Origin of the sequence: Eubacterium multiforme (assembly GCF_030813415.1) — a bacterium.
GTDB lineage: Bacteria > Bacillota > Clostridia > Clostridiales > Clostridiaceae > Clostridium > Clostridium multiforme.
The window spans coordinates 793849-809530 of sequence record NZ_JAUSUF010000001.1 but is presented as its reverse complement, the minus strand read 5'-3'; the positions used below and the strand labels follow the sequence as shown (position 1 = coordinate 809530).

The window sequence follows — 15682 nt, the reverse complement described above, 5'->3', positions numbered from 1 at the left end:
ATATTTTTGCATAGAATAATATAGAGAAATAATAATTTAAGGTGAAAATATGGTTGTAGGAGATATAGTTGTAAGAAAATCTTATGATAAAGATGTAACATTTAAAATAGTAGATATAATTTATGAAAATGAAAAAACTATTTTTATATTAAAGGGTATTAATATAAGAGTGATAGCAGATGCTACTTTGGAAGATTTAGAAAAGGTTTCTGAAAATTATTCAGGGAAAAAAGATAAAATATTAAATAGTAGAGTTAATAAGGCAATAAAGACAGCTATTTCAACAAGAGAAATAGAAAATAGAAAAGGTTCCATAAAGAATAATAAAGTAAATAAGATTAAAGAAGATACAGAAGAATTATTTTTTGGAAGACCAGGTAAAATACTTCATGTTGATGGTGATAAAGAATATATGGATACTTGTCTTAAGGTGTATAAACAGCTTTCCCTTGATGCTGTTGGAGTAGCCTTATCTGAAAGAGAACAGCCAAGTAAGATTGTTGACCTTGTAAAGGAAGTAAAGCCAGATATAGTTGTCCTTACAGGTCATGATGGTGTAATTAGAGGAACAAGAGATTATTTGGATTTAAATAATTATAGAAATTCAAAGTTTTATAGAGATGCCGTAAAGGCTTTAAGAGATTACAATTCTAGTTATGATGAATTAATAATTTTTGCAGGGGCATGTCAGAGCTGTTATGAATGTATGTTAGATGCTGGTGCAAACTTTGCATCTTCACCAAGCAGGGTTTTAATTCATTGCTTAGATCCTGTCTTTGTATGTGAAAAGATAGCTTACACTAAATTTAATGAAAGTGTATCAATTAAAGAAGTAATAGATAATACTATAACTGGAATAAAAGGTGTTGGGGGACTTCAAACTAGAGGAAAATATAGAGAAGGATATCCTAAATCCTCATATATTTTATAAATTATAAGATTAATTTTATGATTTAATCTATAGATAAAATATAAATAAATTTATTATGTATAAATAATTAGTTATTTACAAATAATAAAAAAGTAAGAAAATATAAAAATATATTGACATTACATTTATTAAATGATAAAATTAAAATTTTATTTGACTTATATTCAAAAAAATGGTATAATCAAATAAGGAAAGAGGGTGTTTTCATGGGAACTATTAAGACTATTTCTTCAATCAAAAAAAGTATTGAAGGACACCTTGGAGAAAAAGTAACTTTAAAAGCCAACGGAGGAAGAAAAAAGATTCTGGTTAACGATGGAGTTTTAGAAAGTGCTTACCCTAGCATATTCGTAATAAGATTAGACAATGACACCCAAAGAACCGTGACATACAGTTATTCAGATGTATTAACTCAGACAGTGCAATTACATTTTCCAGGATAGAAATAAAACTTCGAAATTTTTCGAAGTTTTTTTTCTATTTTATAAAAAAATAAAAAAAAAGAAAGATGGTGGGTTTCCATCTTTCAACTATGGTATAAAAGGGTATTGAGAATTTATGAGAGGTTATATGGTCAATAACCAATTATTATATTACGACAAAAAGGTACCTTTGTCAACAAAAAAATAAAATAAATTTTTGGCAAAAATTAAAAGATTATATAACATATAAAAAATATTTCTTTAATATGGATGTATTGATGAAATATAACAAAAGAAATAAGTATTTTTCTTTTATAATAGTCATAAATTTAAAATCTTTCTATATAAATAGTAGTAGGTATTTTATAGGAGGGGTTAAAATGGCAAAGATAGATGTTATAAAAGAAAATATTAAATTTGAACAACTTTTAAGAGAAAGTAATACTACTAGTATGTTAAATGATGAGTACCTTATACCAGACACTCATCCAGATGTAGAAAAATTATTAATGGTTGATGCAAAACCAACTGTTATGTCTAAGGAAACTGTTGGGGATAAGGTTATGGTAGAAGGTAGAATTGAGTATAATGTACTTTATTTAGCAAAAGAAGAAAGTACAATAGTTTCATCAGTTAACTATTCTCAAAAATTTAATAGCAGTTTAGACTTACAAGAAAGTGAACATAAAATAATCTGCGAAGTAGAATGCAGAGTAGAACATATTGAAGCACAAATAATAAATGAGAGAAAAATTGCTATTGATGGAGTTCTTAATTTTAATTGGGAAATGTATGAAGGAAAGGAGCTTGAACTTGTAAAGGATGTTTCTGAAAGTGATGGAGTAGAAGTTCTTAAAAAAAATGAGGCTATAAATAATAAAAATGCTAGTGAAAATATTGAAATAATAGGGAAATCAATGATTAGGGTTAGCATGGATAAACCACCAATATCAAAAGTTTTAAAATCAAAAATGGAACTTCAAAAGAAAGAAGTGAAAATTGGAGAAGAGAAAGTATATTGTGGTTGCTATTGTAAATTTGGAATAATATATTTAAGTAATGAAAGTAAGGAAGTTTATTATTTAGAGGATAATATTTATTTATCTAAAGAAATGGAAATGGCAGGGGTAACTCCAGATATGTTAGTAACTGCTGATTTTAATATAAAAAATAAAGATATAACTGTAGAAGAAGATGACCTAGGTGAAGCTAGAATAGTTAATACTGAAGTTTTAGTTATTTGTAGTGCAAAGGTATTTTCAAAGAAAAATATAGATGTTATAGTAGATGCTTATTCTCCTAAGTTTAAAATTGAAGTATCAAGGGATGAACACAATATTGGAATGCTTCAAGGAATATATAATAATGAATCTATAATTAAGGATAATATATATATAAATGAAGGCAATATGATGCCAGAAAAAATAATAACTAATTTGGCAAATGTTATTTTAACAGATAAGTCAGTTGCTCAAGATAAAATAAAAGTTTCTGGATATATAAAAGTTAATGTTATATATAAAACTAATGATGAAGAAACTTATTTAGATAAAGTTTCAGGAGACATTCCATTTAATATAAGCATAGATGCAAATGGTGCTAATGAAAATATGAAGGCTTTAGTTAAGGCTTCTATAGAAAATTTAGATGTAGCAATTGAAGCAAATACTATTTCAATAAAGGCTAATATAGATGTTATAGCTAAAGTTTTATTTGAAATTAAAAAAGAATTTGTAAGTGATATAGTAGAAAGGGAAGGAGAAGAAATTAAGAAGAAGGCAAGTATTACAATTTATGTTGTTGGAGAAGGAGATACTTTGTGGAAACTTGCAAAGAAATATCATACTACAATGAACGAAATTATAAAAATTAATGAATTAGAAGATGCGGATAAATTAATAGTTGGAGAAAAATTATTAATACCAGGAAGAGCTGTATCTTAGCCTAGATAAAAAGTCTTACTAATATTTTAGTAAGGCTTTTTGTTATTTAATATAATAATAAAAGCTTTTAAATTTTAAGGGCTTTTTTATTTTTATAGCTTTAAATAATTTTGAATAATTAAATAGCACTTAGGGGATAATAATAAACGCATGATTTGAGGTGATATTATGGAATCTAAGTTAAATTATAATTTAGTTATAATAGGCGGAGCAGAAGATAAAGAAGGAAGAAAGAAAATCTTAAATGAAGTATGTAATCTGATTAATAAAAAAGAAGATTTATTGTTAGTTGCAACTATTGCTTCTGAAATTCAAGAGGATATGAAAAGTATTTATAATAAGGTATTTAGAAAAATAGGCGTTAACAGGATAGAATTTTTAGATATAAATGAAAGAGAAGAGGCATATTTAGAAAAAAATATTAATCTTGTAAATTCAGCTAAGTTAATATTTTTTACAGGAGGAGACCAATTAAGAATTACTAGTTTAATAGGGGGAACACCTTTAAATGAATCTTTAATTGGTGGATTAATGGATGGCAAAGTTATAGTTGGTACATCAGCAGGGGCATCTGTTATGAGTGAAACTATGATTTTAGATGGAGATGATGAAGAATCACCAAACAAAAATAGTATTAATATGTCTCCAGGTCTTGGATTAGTTGAAAATGTAATTATTGATCAGCATTTTAGTCAAAGAGGAAGAATTGGTCGGTTATTAACTGGAATAGCTGAAAATCCTGAAAATTTAGGAATTGGAATAGACGAGGATACTGCCATAATAATTAATGAAAAAAAGCTTTTAAAAGTAGTTGGTAGTGGAGCTGTGTATATAATAGATGGAAGCAGTATAAATCATACAAATGTTTCAGAACAATTTATGGATAAAACATTAAGTATTTTTAATGTTAAATTGCATGTTCTTATAGAAGGAAATAAATTTGATCTAATTAATAAGATACCTTTTGAGGAGGAAGTATTTAGAGATGAAGATAAAAGGGATAAAAGTCTTTAATGGAAGAAATATTTATGCTCATAGAAAATGTATAAGGATGGATATAGATTTAGAAGGATATTCAGAAATTCCAAGTAAGGAAATTGAAGGTTTTAATGATAAACTTCTTAAAATATTGCCCAATTTAAATGACCATAGATGTGGAATAGAAATTGAAGGTGGTTTTGTTATAAGACTTAATGAAGGAACGTACTTAGCCCACATTTGTGAACATACTATAATTGCTATACAAAATATGCTTGGAATAAATTGTTCCTATGGAAAAGCAAGGGAAGTTAAGGAAGAACATTATTATGTGATTTATGAATATCTATACAAAAAAACAGCAATAGAAATTGGTAAATTAGCTGTTGATTTAATAAATTCATTAATTTTAAATAAAGATATCAATTTTAAAGAGAGAATAAAAATAATTAAAGATATTTTAAATCAAGAATTAATAGGACCAAGTACAGAAGCAATTAAAAATGCAGCAGAAAGATCAGGAATTCCTGTATTTAAAATAGATGATTCAGGATATTATCAAATAGGTTATGGAAAACAAGGACGTATTATTGAAGCAACAATTGGAAGTAATACTAGTTGCGTTAGTGTAGATATTGCCTGCGATAAGATTCTTACAAAAACAATGCTTAAAAGTCAAAACATTCCTATAGCTAATGGAGAAAAGGTATTTAATATAATAAGTTTATTAAAGGAAGCTGAAGATATAGGATATCCAGTTGTTTTAAAGCCTCAATGTGGAAATCAAGGTAGAGGTGTAATTTTAAATATAAGAGACGATAAAGAGCTTTTAAAAGCTTACAATAAACTATCTAAAAAATACAAAGATATAATAATTGAAAAATATGTAGAGGGAAATGATTATAGAGTATGTGTAGTTAATAATGAAGTAGTTGCAGCAGCTTTAAGAATTCCCCCTGCAATATGTGGAGATGGCAAGAAAACTATTAAAGAATTAATAAAGGAGTTAAATAGTAATCCTTTAAGGGGAGAGGGACATGAAAAACCATTAACAAAAGTTGATGTTGATGATGAGATGAAAGAGCTTATAAGTGAGCGTGGATATAATTTAAAAAGTATACCTAAAAAAGGTGAAAATATAATACTTAGAAAGAATGCAAATTTATCTACAGGTGGAATGGCTATAGATTGTACAGATGAAATTTGTGAAGAAAATAAAAAACTTTGTAGTAGGGTTTCAAAAATTATTGGGTTAGATATTTGTGGTATTGATATAATATGTGAAAATATAAATAAGCCTTTAAATGGTAAGGGTGTAATTATGGAAGTTAATGCAGCGCCTGGTATAAGGATGCATCATTATCCATCAAAGGGAAAAGCAAGAGATGTTGGAGATTATATTTTTAAACATTTATATAAAGGGAATCCTAAAAATATTCCATTAATATCTATAACAGGAACTAATGGAAAGACAACTACAACTAGATTAATTTCTTACGTATTAAAGCTTATGGGAAATACAGTTGGAATGACATCAACATCTGGAATTTATATAGGAGATGAATGTATAGATATAGGAGACGATACAGGATATGAAAGTGCAAAAGCTATTCTTTTAAATAAAGAGGTTGATGTTGCTGTTCTTGAAACTGCTCGAGGTGGAATGATTAAGAAGGGTTTGGCATACGATTTAGCTGATGTTGGAATAATTACAAATATAACTGAGGATCACCTAGGTCTTAATGATATAAATACTATGGAAGATTTAAGTTTTGTAAAATCATTAGTTGCAGAGGCGGTAAAATCAGAAGGTTATTCAGTTATAAATGCAGATGATAAATGGAGCAAAAGTATAATTTCTAGAATTAAAGGAGAGATTATATACTTTTCAAAGGATAAAAATAATCCATTAATTAAGGAAAATATAATTGCAGGGAAAAAAGCTGTTTTTATAGATAATGATATGCTTTGCGTTATGAGCAATGGAAGAAAATATAATGTTATAAAAATTGATGATATTCCTATTACTTTAAATGGAAAGTTAATATTTAATATTGAAAATTCATTAGCAGCATGTGCAGCTTTAGTTGGTTTAGGTATAGATTATTGTATGATAGCTAGAGGTTTTAATAAGTTTAAACTGGATTCTAATTATAATTCAGGAAGATTTAATATGTATGAAATAGATGGAAGAAAAATCATATTAGATTATGGTCATAATGTAGATGGATATAGAGCTATATTTGAATCATTAAAAAATATTGAGCACAATAATTTAATTGGAGTTATAGGAATTCCTGGAGATAGAAGTGATGAAATGGCAGAAGAAATTGGTAAGATAAGTGATGAGAATTTAGATATTATAGTAATAAAAGAAGATAGGGATAAAAGAGGAAGAAAGCCAGGAGAACTTGCAGAAATTATAAAAAGAGGAATAAGTAATAAGAAAAAGTGTACTACTGTATTAGATGAAGTTGAAGCTTTTAAAGAAGGTATTAGAATAAGTAAAGAAGGAGATATTGTAGTAATATTTTTTGAAGAATTACAACCTTTAGTTCAAGTTGTTGAAGAAATAAAAAAGGAAGATAAAAAAGATAAATTAGTTAATTTATAAATAACATATCTTATGTTTATTTTAATATTACAAAAATAGACAGGAGTAATTTGCTATGATAAAATATGAAATAGCAAATTAACGAAGGAAGGGATATGTAATGAATATAAAGGCATATGCTAAAGTTAATATAGCATTAGATATTGTTGGAAAAAGAGAAGATGGATATCATTTATTAAGAATGATAATGCAAGCAATAGATTTATATGATGAAATAACAATAGAAAAGATAAGTAAGGGAATAAAAATAAATTGTAATAAGCCCTATGTCCCAACTGATGAAAGAAATTTAGCATATAAAGCAGCAAAGTTATTTATGGATAAGTTTAATATAAAATCAGGTGTTAGTATAACAATTAAAAAGAATATTCCTGTTTCAGCTGGTCTTGCAGGAGGTAGTACAGACTGCGCTGCAGTTTTAAAACTTATGAATAAAATATTTAAAACTAATCTTAGTGATGAAGAATTAATGGAACTTGGTGTAAAACTTGGTGCTGATGTTCCTTATTGTATAGTTTCTGGAACAGCTATTTGTGAAGGTATTGGAGAAAAAATTACAAAAATAAAACCTTTTAAAGATAAAATATTAGTTCTTGTAAAGCCACCTTTTGGAGTTTCAACAAAGGCTGTATATCAGGAGTTTGATTTAACAAAGGTTGTATTCCATCCAAATGTTGATGAACTTACAAAAAATATAAAAAATGATAATTTAGAATATGTAGCTAAAAATATGAAAAATTTACTTGAAAATGTTACACTTTCAAAATATAAAGAAATAATATCTATAAAGCAATCAATGATTGAATGTGGAGCTATGGGAAGTATGATGAGTGGTAGTGGCCCTACTGTATTTGCTTTTTTTGATGATATGGTTAAGGCTCAAAAATGTTATGATACTATGAAAAAGAGATACAAAGATGTATTTATAACAAGAACAATATAATAAAAATAAAATTTTTGTATAAAACCTCCTTAAATGGTAATAATCATTACTATTAAGGGGGTTTTATTATGAAGAGATTTTTTGGTATAGTTATATTGTTTATAGGGTCATTGTTTTTCGTTGGTTGTACAAGCTTATCTGATGAAAAAATAAATAAGGATAATGAGGTTCAATATAATTATGAAAGTATTAAAGATGAAATAATAAGATTTCATGTAATAGCAAATAGTGATAATAAAAAGGATCAAGATTTAAAACTTAAAGTTAGAAATGAAGTTATTAAATTTATAGAACCTTTATTAAATAAATCAAAAAGTATAGAAGAATCAAGAAAAATAATTAAGAGTAATAATGAAAAAATCATTAAAATAGCAAAAAAAGTTGTAAAAGAAAATGGGTATAATTATGAGGTAAAGGGTAATTTATCAAAGGAAAATTTCCCGGAAAAAGAATATGGTAATATAGTATTTCCTCAAGGGGAATATGAAGCCTATAGAATATTAATAGGAAAAGCTTCAGGACAAAATTGGTGGTGTGTTATGTTTCCGCCTCTATGTTTTGTTGATGTAACTAAAGGTGAAGTTGCTTATAATGAAACAGAAAAAAGAATGAATGAAGTTTTAGATAATGAAGAATTAGATAAAAATAAAGAAAAGAAAAAGGTTTCTAATAAGAATGATAAAGAAGATTATAATATTAAATTTAAGTTTTTAGAAGTTTTAAAAGAAGCATTTTAAAATAATAAAAAAATTTAACTTGATAAAATCTTAGAACAATCATAAACTATAATTTGTAACAAATTATGAAATTAAATATGTAGTTTAAATAAAATTATTTTAGGAGGAAATTTTATGACTAGAGCATTAGCTATGATCTCAGGGGGATTAGATAGTATATTAGCCGCAAAATTAATAAAGGACCAAGGAATAGAAGTTATAGGAATATGTTTCAGATCATATTTCTTTAATGAAGAAAATGCTAAGAAAATGACTAAGCAAATAGATATACCATTGGAAGTTGTAGACTTTTCAAAGGAACATTTTGAAATGGTAAAGGACCCTAAAAATGGATGGGGAAAAAATATGAATCCATGTATTGATTGTCATGCTATGATGATGAGATATTCAGGGGAATTATTAAAGAAATTTAATGCTGATTTTATTATAACAGGAGAGGTTTTAAACCAAAGACCTATGTCACAAAATAGACAAGCTTTAAATAAGGTTAGAAAAGAATCAGGCTTTAAAGATATAATACTTAGACCTTTATGTGCTAAGAATTTAGATGAAACTGAAATGGAGAAAAATGGATTAGTAGATAGAGAAAAGCTGCTTAATATATCAGGTAGAAGCAGAAAAACTCAAATGGAACTTGCAGAAAAGTGGGGAATAAAAGATTACCCATCACCTGCTGGTGGATGTAAGTTAACTGAGCCTAATTATTCAATAAGACTTAAAGAGACTCTTCAAAGAAAAGGGGATGCAACTCCAGATGAAATTGAATTATTAAGATTTGGAAGACATTTCGTTAGTGATAGTGGATGTAAAATAATAGCCACTAGAACTAAGGATGAAGGAGATAATATAAAGAAATTTTTATCAAAAGAAGACTTAGTGTTTTACCCAGTAAGTCATAATGGTGCTATGATAATAATAAATGGGAAACATAATGAAGAGGATAGAGAGTTAGCAGCTAGGATAGCAGGAAGATATTGTAAGGGAAAAGATTTAGATGAAGTTGAAGTATCTTATGGAAAATTTGGATGTAAATTTGAAGGTACATTAAAAGTTAAACCTGCTACTGAGGAAGAGATAAATAAATATCTAATTCAAGGAAAGTAAGGAGGAAAAGCTTTGGAAAAGAAAGCGGTTATAAAAATAGTTAGTAATGCTACTATGGAAAATGGAGAATTAATAGAAGTTGTTACTCCAGGTAGCTTGAAAAGTGAAAATGAAGAAATAATTGCCCTATATAAAGAAACAGAGATATCAGGAATGGATGGAACAGATACTAAACTTAGAATAGGTGGAGATTATGTTGTTCTTGAAAGAGAAGGAAGTACTTCAACTAAGATGCACTTTCAAAAAGATAAGCAATCTATCTGTTTATACAATACACCTTATGGAATGTTAGAATTAACAATTGATACTAAAGGGTTAGAAATTGATATGAACGAAGACGGTGGCAAGGTAGAAATAAAGTATGAAATGCAAGTTGCAGATCAACCTGCTATAAAGACTCAATTAAAATTAGATATTAAAGCTTAAAAAAAGAGCTGTGGCATTAAAAAATAATTAGTGCACAGCTCATTTTTTTATGTAAATATATGTTCTAAAACTAATCCTCACTTAAAACATATATTTATATAAAAATAGATTTTAAGTTTAGTATTTATTATAAATATTTCAAATTCTTTTAGTTCGAATTAGATTATTAGTTTGAAAATTTGGTGATAATTAAATGTAAGGAGGGATATTTATGATAAATCAAGAAAGATATTTTAAAATTATAGAAGAAATATGTGCCTTTAATAATATATCCAAGGAAGAAGTTGTAGATATGCTTAAAGAAAAAGAAATGAGATATTTATTTATTTTATTTTTAAAAAAATATGATTGTTGGAAGGAAGATGACATAAAATATCTCTTAAGAGTAAAAACTCGCAGGAGTATAAATTACAATTATAAAAAAGCTGAAGAAAAATTATTGATAAATAAGAAATTTAGAGATAAATATTTTGAAATAGAAAAGAAAATTGACTCTGTAATATAAGAAAAAATAAAAATGAACAAAAAAAGAACAAAATATGACTAGATATTAAAAAAAATATATGATACTATATTATCTATGTTATTAAAAGAAATTAATTTTAGCGCCAATACCCCATAAACTAACTTTATGGGGTAATATCTATTATAACTTTGAACAATAGATATGTCAAGTGAAAAAAATAAATTTTTCTCATAGGGAGGAAGTAAAATGAACAAAGGAACAAAGTATATATTCGTAACAGGTGGAGTGGTTTCAGCATTAGGAAAAGGAATTACAGCAGCATCACTTGGAAGACTATTAAAAAACAGGGGAGTTAATGTATCAATTCAAAAATTTGATCCATATTTAAATGTAGACCCAGGAACAATGAGCCCATATCAACATGGTGAAGTTTTTGTAACAGACGATGGAGCAGAAACAGATTTAGATTTAGGACATTATGAAAGATTTATAGATGAAAACTTAACTCAAAATAGTAATGTAACTACTGGTAAAATTTATTGGTCAGTTATTTCAAAAGAAAGAAGAGGGGAATACTTAGGAGGAACAGTTCAAGTAATACCTCATATAACTAATGCTATAAAAGAAAGAGTTTATAGAGTTTCAAAAGAAAAAGATGTTGATGTTGTTATAACAGAAATCGGCGGAACTGTTGGAGATATAGAATCACAACCATTTTTAGAAGCAATAAGACAAGTAAGAAATGAAGTTGGAGCAGACAATGTTTGCTTTATACATGTTACATTAGTTCCATACCTAGGAAAAGCAGGAGAGCTTAAAACTAAGCCAACACAACATTCAGTTAAAGAATTAAGAAGTATAGGAATTCAACCAGATATAATTGTATGTAGAACAGAAAAAGAATTATCAGATGATATTAAAAATAAAATCGGATTATTCTGCAATATTGAAGGAAAAGCTGTTATACAAAATTTAGATGCTGAACACCTTTATGAAGTTCCTTTAATGTTACATGGTGAAGGATTAGATAATTTAGTATGTGAAAAGTTACATCTTGGATGTAAGGATATAGATAATAGAGAATGGATTGACATGGTTCAAAGAATTAAAAATTTACAAGATGAAGTTACAATAGCTTTAGTTGGTAAATATGTAGAGTTACATGATGCATATATATCAGTTGTAGAAGCTTTAAATCATGGAGGTCTTGCAAATAACACTAATGTAAAGATTAAGTGGATTAATTCAGAAGAATTAGAAAACCAAGATGTAGAAAAAGTTTTAGAAGGTGTAGATGGAGTTTTAGTTCCAGGAGGATTTGGAGATAGAGGAATAGAAGGTAAAATTGAAGCTATAAGATGGGCTAGAGAAAATAAAGTACCTTTCCTTGGAATTTGTCTTGGAATGCAATGTGCTGTAATTGAATTTGCAAGAAATGTTGTAGGTCTTGAAGGTGCACATAGTTCAGAATTAAATCCAGAAACAAAATATCCTGTTATAGATATTATGCCAGAACAAAGAGATATTGAAGATTTAGGCGGAACAATGAGACTTGGCTTATATCCTTGTAAGTTAGATGAGTCAACAAAGTCATATGAATTATATAATGATGAAGTTATATATGAAAGACATAGACATAGATATGAATTCAATAATGAATTTAGAAAAGAAATTACTGAAAGTGGAATGACTATTGCAGGAACAAGTCCTGATAAAAGATTAGTTGAAATAATAGAAATAGAAGATCACCCATGGTTTGTTGCTTCACAATTCCATCCAGAATTAAAATCAAGACCAAACAGACCACATCCATTATTTGTTGGGTTTATAAAGGTTGCATTAGAAGAAAGATAATTTTATAATATAGTTTTTAATAGATAGAAGGTATTTTGAATTTTTAGAATACCTTCTATTTATTTTGGAAAGAATTAAGAAAAAGAAAACTTTTAAATTAATTATTAATAAATATATTAAATACCTTGCAAACATTTAAGTATTGAAGGATAATAAAATAAACGTCAAATTATCTAAGAGGCTTACCTTAAAAATTCCCAAAATAATTTAAGTTTACATAAATAAAATTAATACGGAGGTGTCATTTTGACAAGAGAAGTTTATGAAGGAATGACTTTAGCAAAGCTAAAAGAAGTTGCTAAGGAATTAAATATAAAGAATATATCAAAATATAAAAAGAGCCAATTAATAGATGAAATTCTAAATAATAAAGTAAATTCTATTGAAAAAAATGGTGTTATATTAAAAGAAAAAATATCACCAAAGGTTAAGGAAAATAATAATAGTAGTAACAATTCAAGTAACTATCAAAATACTAATAATTCAAGTAATTATCAAAATACTAATAATTATCAAAACACAAATAGGAATTATTATAACCAAAATGATAGAAATAATAGCCAAGGAGATAGAACTTACAATCAAAATGATAGAAACCATAATCAAAATGATAGAAATAATATATCACAAGCAGCAACAGTGTCAGGTATTTTAGAAATTCAAGAAAATAATAGTTTTGGTTTTTTAAGAGGGAAAAATTGTTTAAGTAGTAGCGAAGATGTATATGTATCCCCAGCACAAATTAGAAGATTTAATTTATCAACTGGAGATAAGCTAGAAGGTAAGGTTAGGGAACCTAAAGAAGGAGAGAAGTTTAAGGCTTTAATATACTTAGAAAAGGTAAATGACGAGAATCCAGAGAAGGCAGTTAGAAGAATTCCTTTTGAAAAATTAACTCCTATATATCCAAAGGAAAGAATAAAGCTTGAAAGAGAAGGAGAAAATGATCTTTCTACAAGATTAATGGATATAATCTGCCCATTAGGTAAAGGTCAAAGAGGAATGATTGTTGCACCACCAAAGGCTGGTAAAACAACTCTTTTAAAGAAATTAGCTCAAAATATATCAAAAAACTGTCCAGAGGTTAAACTTATAGTATTACTTATTGATGAAAGACCAGAGGAAGTTACAGATATGCAAAGGTCTATAAATGGAGAGGTTATGTATTCAACTTTTGATGAAGAGCCACAAAACCATGAAAAAGTATCACAGATGATATTAGAACATGGAAAGAGAAGAGTGGAACAAGGACAGGATGTTGTAATACTTTTAGATAGTTTAACTAGATTATCAAGAGCGTATAATTTAACAATAACTCCAACAGGAAGAACATTAACAGGAGGATTAGATCCTGGAGCATTAATAATGCCTAAAAAATTCTTTGGAGCAGCAAGAAATATAGAAGAAGGCGGAAGTTTAACAATTCTTGCAACAGCACTTGTAGATACTGGTTCAAGAATGGATGATATGATATTTGAAGAATTTAAAGGTACAGGAAATATGGAAGTACATTTAGATAGAAGACTTCAAGAAAGAAGAATATTCCCAGCTATAGATATTTATAAATCAGGAACAAGAAAAGAAGATTTATTATTAACTAGTGAAGAAAGAGATGTTGCATATGCAATTAGAAAAGTTATGTATGCAGATGGAAATGTGGATAATGTAACAGAAAACTTAATTAAGATGTTAGCAAAAACAAAAGATAATGGTGAGTTTATAAGAATATTTGAAAAAAATAATATATAAAAATAAAGCTGATACAAAAAGTTATTAAACTTTTGTATCAGCTTTTTCATCTATTAATTTATTTGCTAAATCAACAATTGAAGATGGTGAGTAAGTTTTAGCTAAAGATTCTAATCTTTTTTTCATAGCTTTAAGCTTACTAGGATCTTCTATTAAAGAATTTATTACAGGATTAATTTCTTTAATATTGTTAACACAAAGGGCATACCCCTCTTTAGTTAAAAATTCCGTATTTTCTTTTTCTTGTCCAGGAATAGCAAAGGGTATTATTAAAGGTAGATCTTTTACAATTGATTCTGTAACTGTAAGTCCACCAGGTTTTGATATTATAACATCTGAATATTCCATAAATGAAGCTATGTCATTTGAAAATCCTAATATATGTAACTTTTTGTTTTTATGATCTTCAGTGCAATGCTTCATTAAATTTTGTTTTAATTTTTTATTGTTTCCGCAAACAACTGTAATTCTTAATTTATTATCATTTTTTAATAACTCATCAAGAACATAAGAAATGTCCTTTAGCCCCATACTACCACTCATAAGTAATATATTAAAATATTCATTGGTTTTAATATAAGGAATATTTTCATCTCTTTCAAAAAAAGATTCTCTTATAGGAATACCAAAAGGGAATATTTTATCTTTATCTATCTTTTTATCTATTAAAGATTGTTTTGTGTATTCGCTTCCTGTAATATAAGCGTCTACATACTTTCCTATATATGTATAATGTGCTTTGAAATCTGTAACAACAGAAATAAAAGGAATTTTTAATCCTTTTTTCTTTAGCTTGTTCATAATACATACGCTAAGGGGATGGGTAGCTATTATTATATCTGGTTTTTCTTTGGCAATTAAGTTTGCAAGTCTTTTTCTAACAAATAAAAACAATATATTAGCTAATGAATTAATACATCTTATGTTTGTTAGTTTATAGAAAAAACCATAAATACCTGGAAAACTCATTGCTGATACTTCATATCCACCTACTATAGTATCAATTAAAAACTTACTGCTATTACTTAAAAAGTCATAAGTTATATATTTATAATTTGCTTTTTCAAATAACTCACTTAGGGATTTAGCAGCTTGGTTATGTCCCTGACCAGTAGAAGTGGTTAATATAAGAACTTTTTTCATCAAATTCACTCGCTTCATATAAATTTTATATAAATATAGTCTAACATTATTTTTGAATAATTAAAATAAAATTATTTAAAAAGAAAATGGGAAAGACATGAAGTCTTTCCCTAAATTTCTTACTTATTAAGGTTGAATCTCTTGTTGAACTTGTCAACTCTTCCTCCAACATCAACGATTTTTTGCTTACCAGTGAAGAATGGGTGGCATTTAGAGCATATTTCTACTTTAAGTTCTTCTTTAACTGAACCTGTTGTAAAAGTATTTCCACATGCACACTTAACCACTGCGTCGTGGTGGTATTCTGGATGTATGCCTTGTTTCATATTTTTCACCTCTTTATATATATTTTACTGCTATTTTAAGCAATAA

14 protein-coding genes are annotated in these 15682 nt (G+C 27.3%); 12 read left to right on the top strand and 2 right to left on the bottom strand.

From position 1 onward, the window contains the following. Positions 1-49 precede the first annotated feature (49 nt). From yabG to rho, 12 genes are all read left to right on the top strand, one after another. The gene (yabG, locus tag J2S18_RS03795; RefSeq protein ID WP_307483416.1) at positions 50-931 is read left to right on the top strand and encodes a sporulation peptidase YabG; all 882 of its coding nucleotides are present in this window, start codon (positions 50-52) and stop codon (positions 929-931) included. A 206-nt stretch (positions 932-1137) separates the two neighbouring features. After that, on the top strand, positions 1138-1374 hold the full coding sequence (locus J2S18_RS03790) for a Veg family protein (RefSeq protein ID WP_307483413.1): 237 nt from the start codon (positions 1138-1140) through the stop codon (positions 1372-1374). A 359-nt stretch (positions 1375-1733) separates the two neighbouring features. Continuing rightward, positions 1734-3296: a DUF3794 and LysM peptidoglycan-binding domain-containing protein gene (locus tag J2S18_RS03785; RefSeq protein ID WP_307483411.1), complete on the top strand. Its 1563-nt coding sequence runs from the start codon at positions 1734-1736 to the stop codon at positions 3294-3296. Between the two features lie 168 nt (positions 3297-3464). Next, positions 3465-4310, top strand: a complete 846-nt coding sequence (locus J2S18_RS03780; RefSeq protein WP_307483409.1) for a cyanophycinase — start codon at positions 3465-3467, stop codon at positions 4308-4310. After that, on the top strand, positions 4282-6888 hold the full coding sequence (gene cphA, locus J2S18_RS03775; RefSeq protein WP_307483406.1) for a cyanophycin synthetase: 2607 nt from the start codon (positions 4282-4284) through the stop codon (positions 6886-6888). Before J2S18_RS03780 ends, cphA begins: the two co-directional genes overlap by 29 nt. 100 nt (positions 6889-6988) lie before the next feature. Next, positions 6989-7831, top strand: coding sequence for a 4-(cytidine 5'-diphospho)-2-C-methyl-D-erythritol kinase (gene ispE / locus J2S18_RS03770; protein ID WP_307483404.1), 843 nt, complete (start codon positions 6989-6991; stop codon positions 7829-7831). Positions 7832-7899: 68 nt separating this feature from the next. After that, a complete protein-coding gene (spoIIR, locus tag J2S18_RS03765) occupies positions 7900-8568 on the top strand; it encodes a stage II sporulation protein R (protein ID WP_307483401.1) in 669 nt (222 codons plus the stop codon). A gap of 114 nt (positions 8569-8682) precedes the next feature. Then, positions 8683-9672 (top strand): tRNA 4-thiouridine(8) synthase ThiI, encoded by a 990-nt coding sequence (locus J2S18_RS03760; protein ID WP_307483399.1) that lies wholly within the window; start codon positions 8683-8685, stop codon positions 9670-9672. A 12-nt stretch (positions 9673-9684) separates the two neighbouring features. Next, positions 9685-10098, top strand: coding sequence for a YwiB family protein (locus J2S18_RS03755; protein WP_307483396.1), 414 nt, complete (start codon positions 9685-9687; stop codon positions 10096-10098). A gap of 211 nt (positions 10099-10309) precedes the next feature. Then, entirely contained in the window at positions 10310-10603 is a 294-nt protein-coding gene (locus J2S18_RS03750) for a hypothetical protein (RefSeq protein ID WP_307483394.1), read from the top strand. 207 nt (positions 10604-10810) lie between these two features. Further along, complete coding sequence (gene pyrG, locus J2S18_RS03745; RefSeq protein WP_307483392.1) at positions 10811-12418, top strand: CTP synthase; 1608 nt, start codon at positions 10811-10813, stop codon at positions 12416-12418. A 246-nt stretch (positions 12419-12664) separates the two neighbouring features. Next, the gene (gene rho, locus J2S18_RS03740) at positions 12665-14167 is read left to right on the top strand and encodes a transcription termination factor Rho (RefSeq protein WP_307483389.1); all 1503 of its coding nucleotides are present in this window, start codon (positions 12665-12667) and stop codon (positions 14165-14167) included. A 24-nt stretch (positions 14168-14191) separates the two neighbouring features. On the opposite strand, the gene J2S18_RS03735 is transcribed toward rho, so the two are convergent. Both J2S18_RS03735 and rpmE read right to left on the bottom strand, forming a co-directional pair. Then, positions 14192-15310, bottom strand: coding sequence for an MGDG synthase family glycosyltransferase (locus tag J2S18_RS03735; protein WP_307483384.1), 1119 nt, complete (start codon positions 15308-15310; stop codon positions 14192-14194). Positions 15311-15429: 119 nt separating this feature from the next. Then, positions 15430-15636, bottom strand: coding sequence for a 50S ribosomal protein L31 (gene rpmE, locus J2S18_RS03730; RefSeq protein WP_002598683.1), 207 nt, complete (start codon positions 15634-15636; stop codon positions 15430-15432). Positions 15637-15682: the final 46 nt, after the last annotated feature.